21 protein-coding genes and 1 other RNA gene are annotated in these 22,863 nt (G+C 37.2%); 11 read left to right on the top strand and 11 right to left on the bottom strand.

Going from position 1 to position 22,863, the window contains the following annotated elements:
* Positions 1 to 52: 52 nt before the first annotated feature.
* From ABD005_RS06145 to ABD005_RS06180, 8 genes are all read right to left on the bottom strand, one after another.
* Complete coding sequence (locus tag ABD005_RS06145) at positions 53 to 364, bottom strand: hypothetical protein (protein WP_215980751.1); 312 nt, start codon at positions 362 to 364, stop codon at positions 53 to 55.
* 102 nt (positions 365 to 466) lie between these two features.
* Positions 467 to 1,183, bottom strand: coding sequence for a pseudouridine synthase (locus tag ABD005_RS06150; protein WP_343816233.1), 717 nt, complete (start codon positions 1,181 to 1,183; stop codon positions 467 to 469).
* Between the two features lie 23 nt (positions 1,184 to 1,206).
* Positions 1,207 to 1,632, bottom strand: a complete 426-nt coding sequence (locus ABD005_RS06155) for a hypothetical protein (protein ID WP_343816236.1) — start codon at positions 1,630 to 1,632, stop codon at positions 1,207 to 1,209.
* A 230-nt stretch (positions 1,633 to 1,862) separates the two neighbouring features.
* Positions 1,863 to 3,821, bottom strand: a complete 1,959-nt coding sequence (locus ABD005_RS06160) for a methyl-accepting chemotaxis protein (RefSeq protein ID WP_343816239.1) — start codon at positions 3,819 to 3,821, stop codon at positions 1,863 to 1,865.
* Positions 3,822 to 3,983: 162 nt separating this feature from the next.
* A complete protein-coding gene (locus ABD005_RS06165; RefSeq protein WP_343816242.1) occupies positions 3,984 to 4,421 on the bottom strand; it encodes a group I truncated hemoglobin in 438 nt (145 codons plus the stop codon).
* Positions 4,421 to 5,260, bottom strand: coding sequence for a DUF3034 family protein (locus ABD005_RS06170; RefSeq protein WP_215980746.1), 840 nt, complete (start codon positions 5,258 to 5,260; stop codon positions 4,421 to 4,423). The genes ABD005_RS06165 and ABD005_RS06170 overlap by 1 nt, the downstream gene beginning before the upstream one ends.
* Positions 5,235 to 7,562 carry a bifunctional diguanylate cyclase/phosphodiesterase gene (locus ABD005_RS06175; protein ID WP_215980745.1) on the bottom strand — a complete coding sequence of 776 codons (2,328 nt, stop codon included), beginning with the start codon at positions 7,560 to 7,562 and terminating at the stop codon, positions 5,235 to 5,237. Before ABD005_RS06175 ends, ABD005_RS06170 begins: the two co-directional genes overlap by 26 nt.
* On the bottom strand, positions 7,552 to 8,241 hold the full coding sequence (locus ABD005_RS06180) for a methylamine utilization protein (RefSeq protein WP_343816245.1): 690 nt from the start codon (positions 8,239 to 8,241) through the stop codon (positions 7,552 to 7,554). The genes ABD005_RS06175 and ABD005_RS06180 overlap by 11 nt, the downstream gene beginning before the upstream one ends.
* A gap of 801 nt (positions 8,242 to 9,042) precedes the next feature.
* On the opposite strand from ABD005_RS06180, the gene ABD005_RS06185 reads away from it, so the two are divergent.
* From ABD005_RS06185 to ABD005_RS06205, 5 genes are all read left to right on the top strand, one after another.
* Positions 9,043 to 9,870, top strand: coding sequence for a leishmanolysin-related zinc metalloendopeptidase (locus ABD005_RS06185; RefSeq protein ID WP_343816248.1), 828 nt, complete (start codon positions 9,043 to 9,045; stop codon positions 9,868 to 9,870).
* A gap of 509 nt (positions 9,871 to 10,379) precedes the next feature.
* Positions 10,380 to 10,994 (top strand): DUF1826 domain-containing protein, encoded by a 615-nt coding sequence (locus tag ABD005_RS06190; protein WP_343816251.1) that lies wholly within the window; start codon positions 10,380 to 10,382, stop codon positions 10,992 to 10,994.
* Positions 10,995 to 10,998: 4 nt separating this feature from the next.
* Positions 10,999 to 11,658 (top strand): ZrgA family zinc uptake protein, encoded by a 660-nt coding sequence (locus ABD005_RS06195; protein ID WP_343816254.1) that lies wholly within the window; start codon positions 10,999 to 11,001, stop codon positions 11,656 to 11,658.
* Between the two features lie 9 nt (positions 11,659 to 11,667).
* Positions 11,668 to 12,120, top strand: coding sequence for a Fur family transcriptional regulator (locus ABD005_RS06200; protein ID WP_215979813.1), 453 nt, complete (start codon positions 11,668 to 11,670; stop codon positions 12,118 to 12,120).
* A gap of 53 nt (positions 12,121 to 12,173) precedes the next feature.
* Positions 12,174 to 12,587 carry a MerC domain-containing protein gene (locus tag ABD005_RS06205; RefSeq protein ID WP_343816258.1) on the top strand — a complete coding sequence of 138 codons (414 nt, stop codon included), beginning with the start codon at positions 12,174 to 12,176 and terminating at the stop codon, positions 12,585 to 12,587.
* 350 nt (positions 12,588 to 12,937) lie between these two features.
* Here the strand turns inward: ABD005_RS06205 and ABD005_RS06215 are convergent, their stop codons facing one another.
* Complete coding sequence (locus ABD005_RS06215) at positions 12,938 to 13,708, bottom strand: DUF3299 domain-containing protein (protein ID WP_343816261.1); 771 nt, start codon at positions 13,706 to 13,708, stop codon at positions 12,938 to 12,940.
* Between the two features lie 90 nt (positions 13,709 to 13,798).
* On the opposite strand from ABD005_RS06215, the gene ABD005_RS06220 reads away from it, so the two are divergent.
* From ABD005_RS06220 to ABD005_RS06235, 4 genes are all read left to right on the top strand, one after another.
* The gene (locus ABD005_RS06220) at positions 13,799 to 14,488 is read left to right on the top strand and encodes an ABC transporter ATP-binding protein (RefSeq protein ID WP_215981409.1); all 690 of its coding nucleotides are present in this window, start codon (positions 13,799 to 13,801) and stop codon (positions 14,486 to 14,488) included.
* Positions 14,488 to 15,672 carry an ABC transporter permease gene (locus ABD005_RS06225; RefSeq protein WP_215981410.1) on the top strand — a complete coding sequence of 395 codons (1,185 nt, stop codon included), beginning with the start codon at positions 14,488 to 14,490 and terminating at the stop codon, positions 15,670 to 15,672. The genes ABD005_RS06220 and ABD005_RS06225 overlap by 1 nt, the downstream gene beginning before the upstream one ends.
* A 206-nt stretch (positions 15,673 to 15,878) precedes the next feature.
* Positions 15,879 to 18,356 carry a M1 family metallopeptidase gene (locus ABD005_RS06230; protein WP_343816389.1) on the top strand — a complete coding sequence of 826 codons (2,478 nt, stop codon included), beginning with the start codon at positions 15,879 to 15,881 and terminating at the stop codon, positions 18,354 to 18,356.
* A gap of 1 nt (position 18,357) precedes the next feature.
* Complete coding sequence (locus tag ABD005_RS06235; protein ID WP_343816269.1) at positions 18,358 to 18,861, top strand: DUF6702 family protein; 504 nt, start codon at positions 18,358 to 18,360, stop codon at positions 18,859 to 18,861.
* 72 nt (positions 18,862 to 18,933) lie between these two features.
* Here ABD005_RS06235 and rnpB read toward each other — a convergent pair.
* Positions 18,934 to 19,384, bottom strand: an RNA gene (gene rnpB, locus ABD005_RS06240) — RNase P RNA component class A.
* A gap of 59 nt (positions 19,385 to 19,443) precedes the next feature.
* Positions 19,444 to 20,292: a 16S rRNA (cytidine(1402)-2'-O)-methyltransferase gene (gene rsmI, locus ABD005_RS06245; protein ID WP_343816272.1), complete on the bottom strand. Its 849-nt coding sequence runs from the start codon at positions 20,290 to 20,292 to the stop codon at positions 19,444 to 19,446.
* Between the two features lie 92 nt (positions 20,293 to 20,384).
* Here rsmI and ABD005_RS06250 point away from each other — a divergent pair, with 92 nt between their 5' ends.
* Both ABD005_RS06250 and ABD005_RS06255 read left to right on the top strand, forming a co-directional pair.
* Positions 20,385 to 22,433, top strand: a complete 2,049-nt coding sequence (locus ABD005_RS06250; RefSeq protein ID WP_343816274.1) for a penicillin-binding protein activator — start codon at positions 20,385 to 20,387, stop codon at positions 22,431 to 22,433.
* Positions 22,420 to 22,827 (top strand): YraN family protein, encoded by a 408-nt coding sequence (locus ABD005_RS06255; protein ID WP_252739020.1) that lies wholly within the window; start codon positions 22,420 to 22,422, stop codon positions 22,825 to 22,827. The genes ABD005_RS06250 and ABD005_RS06255 overlap by 14 nt, the downstream gene beginning before the upstream one ends.
* The last annotated feature ends 36 nt before the right edge of the window (positions 22,828 to 22,863 follow it).

Genomic DNA, 22,863 nt, shown 5'->3' on the forward strand with positions numbered 1-22,863 from the left:
ACACTAAAATCTACCATTGCTTATCGAGAATAATGCTAGGTAATTACTAAATTTATTCTTGTATTTCTTTTGCCTCTTTCTTAGCTTTTTGCTTAATCTCTTCTAGTTTATGCTTGTTACCACAAATAGCTGCTTGATGCTCATCGCGATAGTAACGAATCTCAATACAGTCTTGCTGATAACGTCTTTCTAATTCGGTTCTGATTAACACATCACCTTTTGCATTAATTATTTTACGGTGTAAAGCTTGGCACTCTTGAATTTGTTCTGAGGCTAAAGTTATATCTTCACATGTATTCTCGGAGCTAGAACAACTCGCTAATAAGAAACCTAACGGCAATGCTAAAAATAGTGATTTATTCATTAATATCTTCCAGTTACACTTAAAAAGTAATTGTTATTTTGAATTTAGGAACGGTTGAACTTAGTATTATACTCAGGCTATTTTCAAATGCGAGTGACATAATTACGAGTTATTATTAATCATAGCAACTTCCTGCGAAGTTAACAGCCGACTTTCGCCAACCTTGAGCGAATAATCTAAACTAAGTTGACCAATAGCGCTACGATGTAAGGCAACCACAGGGTTTCGAAAACGACCAAACATCCGTTTTATTTGATGGTAACGACCTTCAAGTAAAACTACTTCGGCGCTGTGGCTCGTTAAAATTCGTAACTTAGCGGGTAAAGTAGTAATACCTTCATATTCAAAGTACATTCCTTGTTCAAATGCTTGAATATAATCACTCGTTAAGGGGTTCTTCAGTGTCACTTGATAAACTTTTTCAACTTTACTTTCTGGCTGGGTTAACGTTTCAGACCAACGACTGTCATTGGTGAGTAAAACTAGTCCAGAAGTATTTAAGTCTAAACGCCCAACAATGTGTAATTCACGCTTATCTGAGTAAGGTAATAAATCGATCACGGTTTTATGTTGCTCATCTTTTGTGGCTGATACAACACCTATAGGCTTATGAAGCATAATATATCGGGCTTCATTGGCTTGTAGTACTTTGTCATCCATACAAATAAGAGAAAACTTATCAACAATATGAGCTACGTCTTTGATAATGATACCGTCAACCGTTATACGCTGTTGAGCAAGGTACAGCCGCACGGCTTTTCGATTAACTTGGCAGTGTTCACTAATAAAGCGATCTAAACGGGTTCGACTAATAGCCATTAATATTGAATCTCGGGCAAATATTAAGGTAATTCTGGATAGGCCAGTTGCTTAGCAATAAGCCCTAACACCTTGGTTAATTTAGTGGTTAAAAGAGGCAGTAATACTTTGGGGTGCTTCGCAACTAAGGTTAACTCAGCTTCAGTGATCATAATATAACAATTTAAATCACCACCATGAACAGGTGTGAATATACTAAAAACATCATCAGAAAAATGTTTTAGCTCGTGAGTGCCATGATATTGCATTTTCACGCCATCAAACTCAGTCGGCGTATAAAGCCATAAAGAAATAGCAATAATGTTGTCTTCATCTCCATACCAGTTTGCCATCATGGTTTGGAAGTTTAGCTGTGCTTCTAGTTTATTAGTTACTGAGTGTATCTTCCCTTGGGTTAATGTGATGAGCTCATTAGACTTTTCAATATTAATAGGTAGACGTTCACTCACAACTTTATTCCTTAGGTGTAAATTATATACGATAATACAAGGGTTCTACCCTAGATTACTATTAATAACATACAATTAAATGAAAAAGCTCATATTCAAAGACAAGTTATCATATTAAACAGGACGCCTATAAATATATGAGCAATATTTGGGCGCGGTAATAAAAAGGCAACTGCATTTAGTAAACAGCTGCCTTAAAACTGACGATAAGCAGTTAACCTAAAGTAAAGTTAGCTAACTTTAAAGCCACCGACTAATGTTTGAAGTTTTTGAGCTAAGCTTGACATGTGCTGGCTCGATTCTGCGGTTTCACTAGCGCCATTAGCGGTAACTTCTGCGGAGTCACTGATTGAAGTGATATTGCTATTGATCTCACTCGCGACAACCGACTGCTCTTCTACTGCAGTAGCAACTTGTGTGTTCATATCGTTAATTAAATTAATGGTTTCTAAAATACTCGCAAGCGCATCACCAGTCTCTTTAGATTTCCCTACGGTTTCTTGCGCTTCATCTTTACTTTCATTCATGACTTTTACGGCATCATTAGTTCCAGTTTGCAGAGTTTGAATCATGTCTTGTATTTCGCTGGTTGCCGCACGTGTTCTTTGCGCTAACCCTCTCACCTCATCAGCAACAACAGCAAAACCTCGCCCTTGCTCGCCTGCACGTGCTGCCTCTATAGCTGCATTTAACGCGAGTAAATTAGTTTGCTCTGAAATACTCTGTATTACTTGCACAACAGTGCCTATTTCAAGAGAGTTTTTCTCAAGCGATTTAATAACCTCTACTGACTCTTCGACGCTACTCGCAAGGTTTTCAATAGAGGCGATAGTGCCATCTACCACCTCTTTACCTTTTTCAGCTTTTCCTTTTGCCTCAAATGCAGCCATAGATGAGTCAGCTGCATGTTTAACAACTTCTTGAATACTATATGACATTTCATTAATAGCAGCAGCCACTTGTGTAGTTAACTCTTTTTGTGCCATTGCCGCATCACTTGTTTGATCTGAAACAACAGACATTTGATTGGCACTACTGGCTATTTCATTGCCTGTTTCGACAATTCCTCCGATAAGTTCTTTGAGCTTATTTGTCATTTCAGCAATCGCTAAATATATACCCGTAGCTGTTTGTGTATCACCAAAGTCGTAAGTTAAATTCCCTCCTGAAATTGAATGAGTAATATTCGCTATTTCTAAAGGCTCACCACCAACAGGGCGTTTAATTGCTTCTTTAAGAAACCAAGACATAGTCGCCCCTAAAACAACACTTATTAACGATACCCACATAACTAAAGAGACAGAGTTCTCAGCATTTTTTTGAGCACTTGGCCCGAGTAGATCCTGCTCTTTTTTTACTGAAAGTTTTACACTCTCAACTTTATCAGCAACGATTGGCCCTATACGATTAAGCGTATTGTCAATAATGTCGTTGCGTTGAACAATAGCATCATAGACGCTCTCTAATGCAGATAAATAACTATTATAGTTTTGTTCAAATTGACGAAGATAATCTTTTTCTTGATTAGAGCTTAATAGCCCGACAAGTAGGTTCTTTTCTCGGACAAGGTTTTCACCTAACTCTAACTGAGCCCGCTCATAATCGCCTTTATTATTGGTGACGAGAAATTTCACTACGTATAAACGACCAAGTAACAGCGCTTCTTCTGTTTTGGCGATAGCATAATGCGCACTAGTATTCCCATTTTTATGGGTAAGCTCTAAAAGCGCTGCTATATTTTGTCTCATACTGCGACCTGATGGATTAAGCGCTTTATTGACAATATCGTTGCGTAACGCAATAAGGCTAACTATTTGCTCAAACCCCTTTCTATAGTCACCAATAAGGGTAATAGCGCTATTAATATCAGCCGCTCTTGTTGGGTTTTTAATTTCATTTTTAGCCTCCATTAAAAAGCTATCCATTTGCGCTAATCTCTCTTTATATTCAGCTAATACCTCAGGTGTTGGTGCTCCCAAATACTTTAAAGCATTTAACCTAACCATTAGCATATTCGCTTGAATTCTTCCGGCTAAATTAGTGTCAACAGCTAAACCTCTATAACTAGTGAAGTTGCTATACCCTTGATTCAAGCCACGATAGGAGAGTACTGAAATAATAATTAATAACACGAGGATAAGTGTAAATGAGATGTTTAATTGAGCAGAGAGTTTTAAATTTTTAAGCATGTAAACCTCAATATAGATAACGAGTAAAGTTAAATACCTTTGAAGTCCATTTGAAGGTGATAGCGCTTCATTCAGTTAATATCTGAATGAAGCGTTATCTAAATATAGTCGTTAGTTTTTAAGGCTGCCAAAATTTTATTTGGGGCTAAAAGTATTCTGGTGTTAAATATGGATAACTTCACTTCGTAATAACGCTAATCTGGCAAGGATTTTATTCTGCACTGGATAACTAATATCCACATCCTCCATTGCTAAAATTAACAGCTCAACAATACGATTAAAACTCGCCTCATTTATATTCATACCTGTATGAATATCTTTCATAGTATCTCCTTGATACTGACATGGGCCACCAATCACATCACAAAAATGTTCAATAAAGCCTGCTCTAAAATGCGACACACTCGATTTAGCAAAATAAGGCAATATAGTTTCATCTTGACCAATACGCTGAATAAAAGCATCAACCAAGCGTTCAATTCCTTGCCGCTCACCAACGTCGTAATATAAATTATTTTGACTCGTTGCTTTATTACCACTGCAGCCACCAATAAGGGCCAGTAATAGTATTATCAGTATACTGTTAAAATATTTAAGCATTAATAAGAGCCTGAGAGTGAAAGATACCAGCCTGTTTGCTCAGGCACTGCGGCAATAGTGCCTAAATCAACGTAAGCTAAAGTTAGGTTAATATGTTTATTAGGAAACCAGGCAATAAAAACATCACGCCAATCACTTTCCTTTAAGCCTAAATTATCAGGCTTTTGCCGATACTCTGTACCAATAGCAATATGCTTATTAAGTAAGACTGCAACCGATGCTTCTAGCTGTAATGCACCAGATTCAGTAGGACCACCAAAACCAAGCAACCCCATTTCATTGGCTTTAGTGTATCGAATAGATGTATTCCACAAAACGTTATACCCTGCCAACAAGCCTAAATGTAGTTTGCTTGCCGCTAAATAAACATCTGTACCGCTATCTTCTTTAGCGCCTAACGCATAAGCAATGTCATTATCTGCAATAGATTTATGTTGAAGACCTAGTGACAACTGTGGCCAAGAGCTATAAATTAAATCACCATACAACCGTAATTTAAGGCCGATAATATTTTGTGAAAGGGTTAATGATAGTGGATCAACATCAAAATTTTGTTGAGCAAACGAAACCTCTACCCTGTCGTATAAATTAACTTGTGCACCACAACTATTTAATTTAAAGTCGCTCACCGTTGCCTGAGTACAAAAAGCAGACAACGCAATTTCATCTTCGCTAGCATAGCCCGCTAATTGTGCCCATGGCACTAAACCGCCGCCGCCAGCTCCCTCAACTTGTGCAACCCCTGGCGTCGCTAGTATTTTTCCCTTAGCAGTACTCAGTGTAGGAATCATAGCCAGTGATAACAGTAATGCGCTAAATAGATGGTTCATAACTTTCATACCACTGAATAAATTTCTCCGCAGTTACAGGGCGAGATAAATAATAGCCTTGCACATAATCACAATTAAATTTAGCGAGTAACGCCAAACTTTCTTTATTTTCGACTCCTTCAGCTACCACTCTAAGCCCTAGTTTATGCCCTAAAGAAATCGTTGATGACACAATGTCTTGATCTTTTTTACATTGATCTAGAGCTAAAATGAACACTTTATCTATTTTTAACTCATCAACTGGTAAGTTTTTTAACTTAGCTAATGAAGACTGACCAATACCGTAGTCATCAACAGATACCTCAAAACCCAAAGATTTCAAGTGTTCTAAGCGTGAGGCTACTAATTTTTCGTTTTCTGCCAAATCTCTTTCTGTTAACTCTAGCGTTATTTGTTGGGGTTTAACCTGATAATCCCTAACCGTTGTCAGTAAGTACTCAATAAATTCCTCATGCTGAATGTCTTGCGCTGATAAATTAATTGAAACCTTAAAATAATGTTCAGCGTGATTCCAGTGCGCAACCTGCTGAATTACATGTAAAATAACCCATCGAGTTAAGGTAACAATTAAACCTGACTTTTCAGCTAAATCAACGAATAACTCGGGGTTAACAAAGTCACCTTCTTTATTTATCCAGCGAATCAATGCCTCAAGTTTATCGACTTTCCCTGTAACAAGGTTGAGTTTAGGTTGGTAATTCATAAAAAGCGGACTGACTTCACTTTCTAAAGCCGACTTTAGCTCTTCAATTAATCGTAAATTATACAGGTAAGCTTCATCTTCACCTTCTTGATAAAATCGTAAAGATAGTTGCTCTTGATAAGCAGAAACAGCCGCCATAGTAGAGCGCCTTATTAGACGTTGCGAATCAACGCCGTGCTCTATTGAATTTGCAACACCAAAATATAGCGACAAACTAATTTTAATATCATCAACCCAAAAAGGTAGGTTGAGCTCGATTTGTAATAACTCAATTAAACCGTTTACTTCACCCATACTTTCAATGGGCATCACTAGTAAAAACTCATCGGAGTTAGTACGTGCGGCAACAGCCTCATTTAACTGACCAATATTCAAAGCAGTAAGGTATTTAGTAATTCTAACGGATATTTCTTTCAATATGCCATCGGCATTGGTCACACCAATAGTATCGTTAAGCGCCTTAAAGCCTTTAATATTAAAAGTGACGAGTAACAAAGGAACATTATTACTTAAATGCGCTTCTATTTTACTGACAATTTTATGTCTATTATACAAACCGGTTAATAAGTCGTGATCTGCTTGGTAAATAATTTCTTGCTCACGGTGTTCTATTGCCGAGCTCATTATTGAAAAACCTTGATATAATTCGGTAAATTCAACAGGGAGTCGTTTAGCGAGCTTAGGAACACCAAAATCACCTTGACTCATCTTTTTTGTGAGGTTCATCAAAATAGTTAAAGGTGATGCTAAGCCTTGTGATAACAGGCGGGATAAAACAATAGCAATAAAAATAACAATTAAAGCGATAATTAAAATAGCCGTCACTAACTGGTTAAAGTCTTCATAAATACCAAGTAATGAAGCTGATAATATGGCTTGTACTTTATTGGCATTACCTAGCTGAATTTTTTTATGAAAATAATTAGATTTTGCTGATAATAGGTTTACTGATTGTTCATTCGCGCTGTTAAGCAAAGTTTCCTTAATGACAGCGTCCTCAATACTTGACTCAATGATGGTATCACCATCAATTAAAGTAACATCAAGAGCAATTAAATTTTTAAATTGCACCAATACCTCTTTATCAAATTTAAAGCCGATAACTGTATAAGCTATGGTTCTAGGAGCCTTTACAGGAACAACAATCACTTGAAAGACATTATTATTAATACTTAGTAGTCGAGCATGTATATCTCGAAAGGGCAATTTATTGATGTTTCTTTCAATCATTTGGGCATTAAATACATAAGATGAGCTACTGGTGATTAATTTCCCTTCAACATCTAATAACATCATTAAGTCGGCATTAATGCGCTTACCATGATTAAGTAGTGCGCTATCTATCGTTTTATTATCAAGCGTCGCTACAGCCTGTTTAAAACCAAAGTCTGCGGCTAATACATTGGCTGCAGTAATGAGCATTTTTTCTTGTTGATTAAGGTTTTGCTCTAGCACATTTTGTGCGAAGTACATTTGGTTATCAATTTGTCCCTCAGCATAATCAGCAAATCGCAGCCAATTACTTACCGTTAGAAACACTACCGTCAGTAAAATTAAGCTGGTTGATAGCCAGGTAACTTGTGCTTTGAAGCTAAGCTTAGTGAGCATGTGAAAATAAATCTTCAAAGCTATTGCGCTCTACTGGAGAGTTAACAGGCAATAGTAATTGTACTTCATTATTATTTATCAATAACTTATCAAACGCCATTAAAGTGCGATTATCTATTCCAGCTTTAGCATTAGCATGCCAAAGCTGTAATTTATCACCTGTAGATAATGTAGTATTAATTAACACTTCACCTTCTTCATTGCTAATAAAAACATCATCATTATTTGAAACATATATATAACCAACCATCGCATCATGAATATTACACCCCATAACTACAAGCCCTTCATTGTTAAAAAGTACTGGTTCTTTAGGTTGGCCTGCATAAAGCTTTAATTCAAAGGTTTTCGCAGCAGAAAAAGAATAAACATGATGACGAATATCATCACTATTTGGAAAGCTAACTAAACTATTTTTGGGAATAACAAGTAAGTCGGGTACAAACGCTTTATCAAGCTGGTCCATCACATAAACTGGGGGAGAGTTTTCTTTCAAGTTTTCAGTAGGATCTGCTTTTTTAAACTTAATATTAGCGGGCAGGTACTCAATAACAACATTAGCTAAAGGAGTATTATGCTGATCGACAACTTTAATCAGCGTACTACTTAACGCAGCTTTAGTGGAAAATAGCATGACGAAAAATATACTAACGGCGGTGGAGATCTTAAAAATGATCATAACAATCCTAGGTATTTACGTACTATAAGAGCATAGCGACACTTAAGCTAAGTGTCTAATCAATTAAGGTTTATTCTCCAGTATAGTCAAAATATATTAGGGGTTGTTGATCTTTCGAGATTGTTTTTGCAGCTTTTTGTTGGGTATTTATACAAAGCAAAGCCTTTGTCGTGTGGTTATTCAGGACAATAAGCTCCTGTATTGTCTAATAAGCTACATCCATGTATCGTCACATAAAAGATGATAACGCAGTAAAAATGACCTACAAACGCTGTCCGCCGCGATTAAAACGCTTTCATCTCGAACAAAATTTAACTGTGAAAGGTCAACAGCCTCTAGTACATAGTATTGATTTTTAATTTTCAAAACGGCAATACTAATTACTTATCTTAGAACTTAGAACTTAGAACTTAGAACTTAGAACTTAGAACTTAGAACTTAGAAATTAGAAATTAGAAATTAGAAATTAGAAATTAGAAATTAGAAATTAGAAATTAGAAATTAGAAATTAGAAATTAGAAATTAAATAAATGAATAGTTTACTCAACCGTACAAAAGTTAAGTTTAATATGATTACAGCATTTAGATATTATCACTGAACAAGTTGCCACAACTCAAAGAGTCAATCTGTACAGCGGCCAAAAGCACCATAAAAAATGTGTTAATGATTTTTATACTATACTCCAATAAAAACTCACTAAGAACATCATATAAAAACCAAGTAAACCATTGTAATAAATACTATTTACTATTTTACCAAAGAGTTTATAAAGTATATTTTAATCATTTGAAGGAGGTTATATGAAAAATTTATTTAAAGGCATGTTATGTGGTTCGATATTGGCCCTATCATCACTTACTGCTAATGCTGGATTGTTTAACATTAATATTGCTGACAATGGTGGCTTAACAACTTCACAGTCAGCTATTTTTGATATTGCTTCAAGTTTCTGGCAAAGCCATATAATTGGCACGCAAGCTGATGCAGATATTTCATTAACAATTAACGCATCAGGCCAAGATATTGATGGTGTAAATGGAATATTAGGCAGTGCAGGACCAAATTACGTTGGAGGAGCTGATGGTTTTTTATATACCACCATAGGTAGTATGCGCTTTGATATAGCGGACTTAGCAAGCTTAGAATCATCGGGCGCCTTGTTTGCCGTTATTCTTCATGAAATGGCTCATGTTATGGGTTTTGGTACCTTATGGAACCCTTCTGATTATGGATTTTTGGGGTATCAGAGTGTTTATGTTAATGGTACTGGGCAATATACTGGCGCACATGGCTTAGCAATGTACCAAGAAGAGTTTAACTTGCCCTCAGCAAGCTATATTCCCGTAGAATTAGACGGCGGCCCAGGTACAGCAAACGGCCATTGGGATGAAACATGGCTTACTCCTACAGGCAATGACTCAGATTTAATGACGGGCTATTTAAACTTCCCCACCACGTTAAGTAACACCACTTTAGCCTCATTTGCCGATATAGGGTATATCGTTAGGTTAGATGATGGACGTATTATTGGCGCATCAGCCATACCAACGCCAGCAACACTAGTCTTGTTTATGTCAGCATTTTTGGTATTGATGAGTCGCAACCCAAAAGACAAAGCCACCTTTTGATATCAAAAACTTAAAACGCTTTATTTAATGGTGGGGGGCTCTACCCCACCTTCTTATTAACATCTTTGAGAAATAAACCATTCTACCTTTACTTTATAGCAAAAGTTAACAATTAACACGGCAATAAAGCCTCATATTTACAGCGGCTTGGATAACAATCAAAACGGTAACTTATCCTCTGTAGAGCAGCTATCACAGCATAATACTCCAGCTTACTCACTGTCAGTAAAAGTAGCCGATAAAAAGATAAAATCACAAAAATAAAATAGAAGTGAATAAGTAACACATTAAAAATAAACTAATAAAAAAATAAATACCATTTGATAATGTTACTATATCACATTAGTATGCAGTTCATTATTTACGAATAAGCTTCAGATACCGTAAATAACAACACAACTAAATACATTATAATTTAACACGCCGCTTGGCAGGTATTATCGATGATAGATACGAATAACACGCTTCAAAAAAGTCAATGCGAAACAAACATTTTACGGCGCACAACGATGTCTGAACACTACTCAGTACTTGCAGATATTTATGAAGACGATATCAACTTAGCGGTTTGGAAACGACCATTACCGAGCAATATGAAAGAATGTATTGAAGAAATCATTCTTAAAAAGCCCGCGTTTAAGAGCATAATGACTGTAAGCCCTAACAATATACGCGAACATGTGCGGGAGTGCTTCGCAGATATTGAGACAAGTAAAGAGCTTAGCGAGCATATTTGCTTGTTGGTTGACATGTTTTGTACGCTTTTTGATTTAGAATATGCGGGGTTACGATTGAAGCTACTCGATAGCCCTATGTGCCCCAAGTTTCATGTTGATAAAGTACCTTGCCGTTTAATTACCACCTTTTATGGTTCGGCAACACAATGGCTACCTCATAATGCAGTAAATCGCACAAAACTAGGTGCAGGCAGTGAAGGACTAAGTGATGAATGTTCTGGTATTATTAACCCTGACGCTACTGTTCAGCAATTATCATCGGGAGATGTTGCTTTATTAAAAGGGGAGTCATGGTATAACAATGAAAATGCTGGCTTAGTGCACCGCTCACCGATCCTTGCTCAAAATGAACACCGCTTATTGCTCACGTTAGATTTTGTGAATTAGTCTAATGGAGAGTTTAATACGCAATACAAAAGTAAAGTATTTAATAGTAGTAACTTTAAAGTTACTACTACTTAATAGTGCGGCTTCACACAGTATTGCACTAGCACACGATCATACAACCTGCTCTACTCACAATACTAATAAACATAATACGAATAAACATAATACGAATAAACATAATACACACCAACATGGCTATGCTGAGTTAACAATGGTCATTGAGGGTAATAGTTTAATGGTACAAATTTTATCACCTGCTGACAGTTTACTCGGGTTTGAACATCAGGCCGCTACTGAACAGGAACTGGCTACGTTGAATCGTATTAAAAATAATCTTGCTTCAACTAACAATATATTAACGCTCGATAATGGTGACTGCCGGTTAATAGATACTTTAATTGATACCCAGGCTGTTGACCCAAAAACACAAAACCACAAAGCCACAAAACCATATAAAAATCGCTCAAGCAGAGCCGAAAATCACGCAGAAATAGAAATTAATTATCAATTTACTTGTGCATCAATCTCTAAAGTAAACAATATTTCACTTGAGTTATTTAAGCATTACCCAGCCATTGAACAAGTACGGGCAATATGGATACGCGAAAACAAGCAAGGCTCATATTTATTAACCCCCTCAAAAACAATATTGACATTAAATTAAGGTAATCACATGGACGTAACGCAGTTACGATTAACGCAAGCGGAAGATAAATGTCGACAGCTTGGAGTGCAACTGACCTCAAAAAGAAAACTCGTGCTGACCTTATTATTACAGGCTGGTAAAGCCGTATCGGCATATGAGTTGATTGACTTATTCAAGCGTAATTTTCAACAATCATTACCCCCAATGTCTGTTTATCGTATTTTAGAGTTTTTAGAGCAATCTCAACTCATTCACCGACTACATATTGCTAACAAGTATGTAGCTTGTCGACATATTAAAAGTACGCCAGAGCAAACTATTTCACAATTGCTTTTTTGTCACCAATGTCAGCGTGTAGATGAAATTGAGCTCAACCAGTCTCACTTGGCGGCATTAGACAGCAATATAAAAGAAACAGGGTACCAATTACTATCCTCACACATAGAACTAAATTGTATTTGTAACTCATGTTCAGAGTGAAATGGCAACTAGGATAAAAATACAAAAATTTAATAAAACATAAGGCTCGTTCAATGAAAGAAATATCTATCACTAGTGATAAAATAGCCATTGGTATATCACTGTTATGCTTAGCTCACTGTTTAGCGTTACCGCTACTCATTATATTACTACCTAGTATTGCTCAATTATCACTAGAGCAAGAAACATATCATTATGCCATGGTGCTTATTGTGGTTCCTATCAGCTGCTATGCATTAATATTAGGTTATAAAAAACATAATAAAATATCGGTGCTTTTTATTGGTGTAGTTGGTTTGATTTTTTTAGTTTTAGCAGTGTTGTTAGGAGAAGAAAATATAGGTAGTTTAGGTGAAAAAACAATGACCGTTATCGGCTCTATAATTATTGCTTATAGCCATTATAAAAACTTTAATTTAAGTCATAAAAAAGCGCCTTGTTTATATTCGTGTGGTGCAAAAAAATAGTACTTTAAATAAGTACTATTTCACTTTAGGGTTACACTAGGGGCTGTTGATCTTTCGAGATTATTTTTGCAGCTTTTTGTTGGGTATTTATACAAGGCAGAGCCTTTGTAATGTAGTTATTCAGGACAATAAGCTCCTGCATTGTCTAATAAACTACATCCATGTAGCGTTACCTAAAAAGGCGATAACGCAGTAAAAATGACCAACAAACGCTGTCCGAAGGATTCGGCTAAAAGCATTTTACGCTTTGTTGAACAGTATTTGCTTAGAATGACTAGGCAACACACTGTCCGCCGTGATTAAAACGCTTTTATCTCGAACAAAATTTAACCGTGAAAGATCAACAGCCCCTAGTAGCTTTGATCGTAAACTTCAATGAAATGCATTTGCATTGAGTAAGCCGCTGTAGCCATATCGTTTTCAACAAGTGTGGTTGCAAGTTTTCCTGAAACCCACACAGCATCGTATAGCGACTCCATAATAATACCTTGTTCTGATTCTACATAAATAATTTGGTTAGGCGCCGGTGGTGGTGCATGTATACATGCGCCAAAAAATGGCACAAGAAAAAAACGAGTTATCACTTGAGCTTTATTAATTTCAAGCGGTACCACAAATCCAGGGATACGTATATTTTCTCCATTCATTGCCTCAATAATATTTGTAGAGACTAATGCTTGTTGATAACTATCTTCAGGTACTGATTTTTTAATACCTTGAAGTTTATTATCGAGTTGATCTTCTAATGTCCCGTCGCTTATTTCTTCTAAGTACTCAGGCGGGTTTAAAAGTGCTTCGAGCTCCTTTTCTGGAATGAGTGCAATCCATTCGAGTGTATTATATTGCTGCGTATTAGGAGAGCTATTATAAGGGTTGATCGGGTTAGTATTTGTCGCTGTATCAACTTCATTATCAGATTTAAGTTTAGAGGCTGAGTCTATATCGCTAACAAAAATACTCTCATTTTCTTGCTGCTGTTTTTCTTCTATAACAGGCTGTGTAACATCTGAGGTAATAGACTTATTTTCCCCCTTAAAAAAGTAAAAAGAGAGAAGAATAAAAATTAACAATATTGCTATTTTTACCGTAACTCCTTTCATTGCTTCTCGATTAAACTCCACCTAAAAATTCTCCTCAGTTTAAAACTACATTTACTCCAAAATATAATTGTTATAATATAACACTTATATTTTAGCCAAAGCCATTAATCAATGTCTGTTTCCTTACAAAACGTTAATTTTCATTACCCTGACACACCTAAAAACCAGGTGCTAAGTATTGATAAATGGGAAGTTTACCCTGGTGAAAAGTTATTTATTTATGGTCCTTCCGGTTGTGGAAAGTCAACTTTGCTAAACCTGATAAGCGGTATTCTGTTGCCTTCCTCTGGTAGCATTAATGTCTTAGGCGAGTCTTTAGAAGCAATGACCGATCATCAACGCAATAGGTTTAGAGCTAACAATATAGGTTATATTTTTCAAAACTTTAATCTTATTCCATATTTGAATAGTGTTGAGAATATTCGCCTAGCGCATTATTTTTCAAGTAAAAATAAGCCAAGCAATACGACTGCACTGGTAAAGAAAATACATAACTTATTAGAGGCCTTAAACATGCCAATAGAGAGTTGGCATAAACCTATTAACTTACTAAGTATTGGGCAACAGCAACGTGTAGCTATCGCAAGAGCGCTAATCAACAACCCTAAACTATTAATTGCTGATGAGCCAACCTCATCACTTGATCCATATAATAAAGAAAACTTTATGCGCTTATTAATAGAGCTATGTACAACTCAAAAAATCACCGTGCTTTTTGTTAGTCATGACCAACAACTCAATCAGTACTTCACTCGGTCAGCTGCACTACCGAGTATCAATAAGATTGTTAACAAACAATAATGTTCTTACGTATTGCCACTAAAAGCCTCCTTAATCGTAAAGGCTCTGTTCTATTAACTCTATTAGCTATGACTATCAGTATTTTAGTTATGTTTGGCGTAGAACATATCAGAACACAAGCCAAAACAAGTTTTGCTAATACGATTTCAGGAGTTGATCTAATTGTAGGTACAAGAACAGGCAGCTTAAACTTATTACTCTATTCTGTTTTTAGAATGGGCTCACCTACCAATAATATTAGTTGGGAAGCGTTTACTAAAATTTCTACTGATGAACGAGTCGCATGGACTATCCCTATTTCCCTTGGTGACTCTCATAAAGGCTACCGAGTGCTAGGCACTAACCAAAGTTACTTTACCCATTTTAAATATGGTGACCAACAACCGTTAACTTTTAATAATGGAAAGCCATTTGAGCATATATTTGATGTGGTATTAGGCGCTGATATCGCAAAAAAACTAGGCTATAAATTAGGAGATAAAATAACGCTAGCTCATGGTCTGGTTAGTACAAGCTTTAGTAACCATGATGATACGCCATTTACCATTGTTGGTATTTTACAGGCCACTGGCACACCTGTTGATCAAACACTACACATTAGCTTAAAAGGTTTAGATGCATTACATGTAAATTGGCAACACCAAACTGCACCAACAAGTATTACCGCCTTAATGGTTGGCCTGAAGTCTAAAATGTCAACATTTACTGTTCAACGAAACATTAACACGAGTAAAGATGAACCATTACTCGCAATTTTACCTGGCGTTGCCATCGCAGAGCTGTGGCAAACAATGGCTATTCTAGAGAATGTGCTTCGGCTTATTTCTTTGTTTGTTTTTATATCTGCAATTATAGGGTTAAGCGCCATGATGCTGAGCTCTATTCGTGAACGCGATCAAGAAATTAAACTTTTGCGTGCTATTGGGGCTTCATCATTCTTTCTATATTGTTTTATTAAACTTGAAGCTATGATGATCACATTACTAAGCACTAGTATTGCTGTAATATTACTCTATTTATTCTTATTAATGACAAAACCTTACTTAGTTGATAACTTTGGTCTAGCATTGAGTGAAAATATTATGGCTATTATTAATATACAATGGCTAGCAATGATATTTATCTGCACTTTTATTGCGGCAATACCTGCGGCTTTCATCGCCTTTAAAAGAGCTAAGTGCTAATGCTACTATTAATAAATTGCTCACTAGGGCGACAATTAAAAAAAAGATTACCCTATATACCAAAACAAAAAGTACACCCACCTTAGCCCAATAAAACAGCACCAATAAAGTAACTAACATAGCAACAAAGTAGTTACCTCATTGCTATAACGACAACACAATTATTTATTACTCCTACCCACTAAAAGCAACATAAAATGATAAAAATGAATATTAAAAACTATATTGCATTAGCAGCACTACTGCCAATAACCTTTGCTACAGCGGTTAACGCATCAGCGATTAAACAAACAAAAGGCGACTTTGAAGATAAGTTTCGCCAGCTTAGCGAAGTACTACCTACACCTAATGTTTATCGAAACGCAGCAGGGGAGCCTGGTGAGCGTTATTGGCAGCAGCGTGTCGATTATAAAATTAAAGTGTCACTCAATGAGGAAAAACGCCGCATTACAGGTCACGAAGAAATTACCTATCATAATAACTCCCCTTATCAGTTAAAGTATCTGTGGGTACAACTTGATCAGAATATTTTTAAAGAAAGCTCTATTGCCAATACAGCTAATAACTTTGGTGGTATTGGTCGACGAGGTCCTTATACCAAAGCAGGTGATAAACAAACGCCAGCTAAAATAAGTTTGGGAGAATTAAGACGCCAGCAGTTTATGGCTGATAACAACTTAGGCTACGAAATCAGCGCAGTAAAAGACAACAAAGGTAATCAATTAAGCTTTACTATTGTTGGCACACAAATGCGCATCGACTTACCAAAACCAATCAAACCAAGTGATTCGATAGACTTTAGCATCGACTTTGCTTTTAATATTGTGGAAGAAGACGCAGTATCAGCACGTTCTGGTTACGAACATTTTCCAAAAGATGCACGCGAAGGCGGTAATGATATTTTCTTACTTGCACAATGGTTTCCTCGCTTGCACGCTTACACCGATTATGAAGCCTGGACTAACAAAGAGTTTTTAGGCCGAGGGGAATTCACCTTAGAGTTTGGTAATTATGAAGTTGAAATTAATGTTCCGGCTGATCACATTGTTAGTGCTACAGGCGAATTAACAAACCCTGAAGAGGTATTGACAAAAACTCAACGTAAACGTCTCAAGCAAGCAGAAACAGCTAAACGACCTGTATTCATAGTAACCGAAGCAGAAGCCTTGGAAAACGAAACTAAAGGTACCGATAAGCGAAAAACATGGCACTTTAAAGCCGATAACGTTCGTGATTTTGCTTGGGGATCTTCACGTAAATTTATGTGGGATGCTAAAGGCTACCAACAAAACTCTAATGAAATGCCACAGGTGATGGCAATGTCGTTCTACCCTAAAGAAGGTGGCGATTTATGGAAAAAGTACTCAACCGAGTCTGTTATTCATACTATGGAAGTCTATTCACGTTTTTCATTTAACTATCCTTACCCTACTGCACAATCGGTAAATGGGCCAGTTGGGGGCATGGAATACCCAATGATTACTTTCAATGGACCTCGTACTAAACTGCAAGATGACGGCAGTCGTACATACTCTCAAGCCGAAAAACGTTTTTTAATTGGTGTTGTTATTCATGAAGTAGGTCACATTTACTTTCCGATGATTGTGAACTCAGATGAGCGTCAATGGACCTGGATGGATGAAGGCTTGAACAGTTTCCTTGATGGAGTTGCAGGGCGAGAATGGGATCATACTATTCCTTGGGGCGTAGAACCTCGCGATATTATTGGTTACATGAAATCTGAAAACCAAGTGCCTATTATGACACAGTCAGATAGTGTATTGCGCTTAGGGCCTAATGCCTACACTAAGCCTGCCGCAGCATTAAATATTTTACGTGAGGTTATTTTAGGCCGAGAACTTTTCGATTTTGCCTTTAAAGAATATGCCCAGCGTTGGAAGTTCAAACGCCCTACCCCTTCTGATTTTTTCAGAACAATGGAGGAAGCATCTGGGGTGGATTTAGATTGGTTCTGGCGCGGTTGGTTCTACAGCACTGACCATGTTGATATTTCAATCGATAAAGTTTATCAAATGCGATTAGATACTCACAACCCAGACATAGACTTTGCTCGCTTACGTGACATTGAACAAAACAAACCTTCCTCGCTGTTTGTTGAGCGTAATAAAGCATTAAATAAAGAGCTATGGGTAGATCGCAATAAAGACATAACCGACTTTTATGACGCAAATGACCGTTTTACCGTTACGAATAAAGAGCGTAATGCTTACCAAAAACTTTTAAAGAAAATGGAACCATGGGAGCGAGAAGTTTTAGCTCGAGCCGTTAAAGAAGATAATAACTACTATGTATTAGAGTTTTCTAACCGTGGTGGGTTAGTTATGCCGATATTATTAGAGTTAACCTATACCGACGGCACAAAAGAAGAGCAATATATTCCAGCTGAAATATGGCGACGCACTCCCAAGAATGTTCGCAAACTTATTGTGACAGAAAAAAAGAAAGAGCTTGCCTCCGTTGTTGTCGATCCTGGTTGGGAAACTGCAGATGTTGAAATAGAAAACAACTACTACCCACGCCGTATTATTCCTTCACGAGTACAAGCATACAAAGCGAAGAAAAGCACAGACAAAGTTAAGCGCGATATCATGCAAGATATTAAAACTGAGCTAAAACCTGTCGATGATGAAAAGTCTGATGATGAACAAGAAAAGGGTAATTAGTATGAGCATACTAAACATAGGTAAAGTCATACCACTGATGATGTTTATTTTATGGGCCAATCTATCGTTTGCCCATCAACAAAAGTCAGCAGAAACCACCATGTTAATCAGTAAAGATGCGAAAACATTAGAAGTCTCGCATCGCTTTTACTTACATGATACTGAGCATGCCGTTCACACATTATTTGATAAAAAAGCTGATATTTTAAACTCAAAAGAAACGCAGCAACAATTTGCTGATTATGTTGCCAAACAATTCTTAGTGCGAAGTTTAGATGATAAACCGCTAGCGCTGAGTGAGGTTGGTTATGAAACTGAAGGGAAGTTTTTTTGGGTTTACCAAGAGGTAGAGTTACCTGAGGAGCTTCCTGGGTTAAAGTTATATAACGGTAGCTTACGTGATTTATGGCCAACACAAATCAATATGGTAAATATTGAAGGCAAAGGGAATATACGTACTTTATATTTTGACAAAAACCAAGACTGGTTAGAAGTCAGCTTTTAGTTTACTTAGCAATATATACGCAACAGCAACAAAAAAAACCGCTATAGCAATATAGCGGTTTTTTTATAGAATAGTTTGAGTTGGCACTATAAGCCGGGTTTTGTAGCTTTAATCACCAAAATGAAAAAAGTGACAATCATTCGTCTAGGCCTTAACTCGCGCTAAGGCTCAAGCAACCTACCCGGTTTCCACGCGAGCCACGCTTATATTATATTAACTTGCGTTAAAATAATCATGAAACCCTATTTGGTCTTGCTCCAGGTGGAGTTTACCCTGCTGCGAACTGTTACCAGTCGCCCGGTGCGCTCTTACCGCACCCTTTCAGCCTTACCTGTGCTTTATCACCTATAAATAAGTGAGCCATCGGCGGTCTTCTCTCTGCTGCACTTGTCGTCGGCTTGCGCCGCCCAGGCGTTACCTGGCACCCTGCTCATTGGAGCCCGGACTTTCCTCCCCCTTATCTGTCTATTAAGAACCGAAATTCAAAATACAACGATAAAGCAGCGATTGTCTGGCCAACTCGAGGCGCATTCTACCTAGCTGTCGGCTTTGCTGCAAGTTAAAGTTACCCCCCTTGTTGCACTACTTTAATGACAGGGCAATATCGTACAAGGCATTCTTTTTAATACCATGTATTTCAGCGGTAATAGCACAGGCTTTTTTAGGTTTCATTTCAGCTAATAATAACTTTAATGTGTTAATGGCTTCGGCTGGAATATCATTAGCATCAACTTTATGGCCCTCAATAATAAGCACCATTTCACCTTTTAATTGATTAGGGTCCTGTTCTAACCAGTCTAATAAATTTTGCGCACTATCCGAATGAATGGTTTCAAAGGTTTTAGTTAACTCGCGAGCAATAACGACATAACGTTCGCCGCCTAGCGTTGTTACTATGTCTTTCACGGTATCAATGGCACGTCTTGGTGCGTCATAAAAAACCATAGTTCGAGGTTCGTTTTCTAATGCTAATAACGTACTTTGCCTTGCCCCCGGTTTTGACGGTAAAAAACCTTCAAAGCTAAATCGATCCGTTGGTAAGCCCGCAACCGATAAGGCAGAAATTGCCGCACATGCACCTGGCACAGGAGAAACAGTTAAACCTAAACTACGACAATGGCGCACAAGGTGAAAACCAGGATCACTAATTAATGGCGTGCCCGCATCAGAAACTAAAGCAATTGTTTTGCCTTCTTGCAACATAGTGGCAATTTGTTCTTGGCGCTGCCTTTCATTGTGATCATGCATTGATAACGTTTTATTTTTTATCGAAAAAGCAGAGAGTAACTTACCGCTATGGCGTGTATCTTCGCATGCAATAACATCAACTTGCGTTAATATATCAATAGCGCGCTGACTTATATCACCTAAATTACCAATGGGGGTGGCGACTATATATAACGTGCCTGGGTTAACCGTTGTTTCACTCATTTATATTTACTTCACTTGATTTGGTTGTGGCGGGCTACAATGACGTTTATTATAAACCCATACTGATAACAAAATGCACGGATTTCTTCATTGTGGGTCAAACAATTTCATTTTTATCACCGCTAGGCTCATCCGCTAATACTCGTTTAGGCCATTTATTTTCATCAATAAAGGTATTATGCCTAATTACTTTGACGGCTTTTCTTATTACCAGTTGTAGCTCTCAACAACCAAAAAAAACCAACAGCACAACACCGACAAAAGAAGTTAACACACAAGCCGACAATGCTGTAACCAGTGCAGACAAACTCGCCCTTGCTAAAAAATCACTCAGTGAAGGCAATTCAGAGCAAGCCATTATTGAGCTTATTAGTGCCAGCGAACTCTTGTTTACAGAAGGCGCGACGACGCCAAACCACTATAAAAAATCACTATGGCTTGCCGATAAAAGTTTAACGCTTATTAATGCAAATACGCAATTACATAACGAAACTACGGTTAATCAGCGTTATCAATTAAAGTTAATTAAAGCAAAAAGCTTATTAGCACTCGATGAACAATCAATTGACTTAGTACAGCAACAATTGATTGAGATTGAAACATACGCTAAAGGGCATAACTTAGCGTTAACTCTAGACTATTACCAAACACAGCGCACCATATGGCAAAGTAAAAACAGACCTATAGAATTAGTACAAACAGAGTTGTTTATTTTTTCATTACAAGAAAGCTCTACACCTGAGGATAGTGAAGTTAATGTTAATGCATTATGGCGTAAATTCTCTGCCTTAACGCCCTGGCAAGTTAAGCTTTTACAAGAAAAAAACGCACCTTACATTAAGGGTTGGTTAGCATTAACTAACACTGCAAACCAATGGGGTTCAAACTCTGAAGAACTTGAAGATGCCTTAGCCACATGGCAACGTCGCTTTGCCGTGCATCCTGCCAATTCAATTGTGCAGCAACTAATTTCAACAAACCTTAGCGCCACGCCAATCGTAAATATTGCTGTGCTATTACCGTTAAGCGGTTCACAGCAACTTGCCGGCCTAACAGCACAACAAGGTATTTTAGCCGCTTATCAGTCAGACAGTAACAAGCATCTGCACTTTTTTGATACTAACACGCTAGATTGGAACAGCTTGAATCAACAATTTTCTGATTTAACCATTGATTTTGTGATTGGGCCTTTACTAAGAAACAACTTAGCACAATATTTAGCACTAGAGCTTAGCCCTTCTATGTCTACTGAAGAGTCTGATAATAACATCAGTAACAACTTCGCAGATAATGAAAACTCACTTACACCGACCCAAAGCAGCATTCCTACGTTGTTATTAAATGTGCCCGCTAATTTACCATTAAAGGCTCAACATTATGCTCTATCAATGCGACCTGAAGATGAAGGTAAGCAAGCCGCCGCCTCGTTAAGTTATGCTAATTATAAACAACCTATTGTACTTAGCCATGATGATGCGGTAAGTAAGCGTATCGCGCAAGCATTTGCTCAGCAATGGCAGTTAATGACCGACTCTACTATTGATGTGGTTTATTTTGATACTGGTAAAAAGATGCAAACTGATATCAAATCAAGCCTTGATGTTCATGAAAGTGAAGCGCGTATTAAAGAGTTTGAAAGTCACTTAAAATATTCAATAAAAACACAAACAAGAAACCGCCGCGATGTAGATATGATTTACTTAATAGGCTCTTCTAAGGAGAGCCGTTTAGTTAAACCTTACATTGAGGTTAATATTAGCCCTTTTGCTCCAAGCATTCCTGTTTATGCAAGCTCTCGTAGCCATAGCATTCAATATGACAATAGCAGCAGTACCGATCTGCAAGGATTAACATTTACCGAAATTCCTTGGCTATTAGACTCAACAAAACAAAATAAAAGCCTCGCTAAACTTAGTAAAGAGTTGTGGCCTAATCGCAGCGATAGTCTGTCACGCATATTTGCCTTAGGGTATGACAGTTATAATTTACTTGATACTTTACCTTTGATGCCAAAGGTGCCTTACATTAGACACTATGGTCAAACGGGTATATTACAACTTCATGAAAATGGTATATTAAACCGTAGTTTATTGTGGGGAGAATATAAACGCGGCAAGGTTTCAGAAGTTGAAATTAACTAAAAAAATCACCACATTATTTACTCAAGATAAAACAACTAAAACCAGTAGTGCCATTGGTAGTATTTCTGAGCAGTATGCTATTAATTACTTACTTCAGCATGGTTTAGTTTTAGTGGATAGTAATGTACATTGCCGACAAGGTGAAATAGATATTATTATGTTAGAGGGTGAAACTTATGTATTTATTGAGGTTAAGTACAGAAAAAGCCAAGCTTTTGGTGGCGCGATAAATGCTGTTTCGCCAGCTAAACAACAAAAAATTAAACATGCTATTACATTTTATCTCCATAACGCTGGGTTAAATGAATATAATACCCCTTGTCGTATTGATGTTATCGCCTTAGAAGGCAACCTAGATAAACCCGAAGTTACTTGGCTAAAAAGCGCCTTTTAGTAAGGTTACTTATTCATAACTTGAACTAGCACCTTG

Source organism: Colwellia asteriadis (assembly GCF_039523295.1).
Taxonomy (GTDB): domain Bacteria; phylum Pseudomonadota; class Gammaproteobacteria; order Enterobacterales; family Alteromonadaceae; genus Colwellia; species Colwellia asteriadis.